1 protein-coding gene is annotated in these 411 nt (G+C 53.8%); it reads left to right on the top strand.

The features are described from left to right. Positions 1-325, top strand: a 325-nt coding sequence (locus tag SB751_RS28360) for a hypothetical protein (RefSeq protein WP_410748834.1), incomplete at its 5' end; no start/stop codon positions are given. Positions 326-411 lie beyond the last annotated feature (86 nt).

Below are 411 nucleotides of genomic sequence, written 5' to 3'. Positions count from 1 at the left end.
CGTGCAAGGCGACTCAAGCGGTGATAGACAGCTTTCGAAAAACGAGTTTGAAACGCAAATGAAACGCGCTGGTCTTGCGATAGACGCCGCCGACAAGCTTTTCAAAGCGTTTGACTCATCAGGCGATAGTCAACTGACCGTTTCGGAATACGTTGATGGCGTCAACGACAGCATCCGCGCGGGGAACGAGTTGTTCAATACACTGATGCATTCCTACACCCAAGACCCAAACGGAGGCATGCAAAAGTCAGCGATTGATCGGTTTCTGAAGTCGGGCGAGGATGTAGCTTCGGCATACTGGAAGAATGCCCGCCAAACCGAATAGGCCAATGGCTGCTCTTGAGGGCGCGGTCACCTAGCGTAGGTGGCGACGTGACCAGGCAGAGAGGCGGGTGAAGCATGTCGTCAAAC

The organism is Cupriavidus sp. SIMBA_020, assembly GCF_046535395.1.
In the GTDB taxonomy this organism is placed as follows: Bacteria; Pseudomonadota; Gammaproteobacteria; order Burkholderiales; family Burkholderiaceae; genus Cupriavidus; species Cupriavidus campinensis.
The sequence above is the reverse complement of the archived record's forward strand: the minus strand, read 5'-3'. Positions and strand labels throughout refer to the sequence as shown.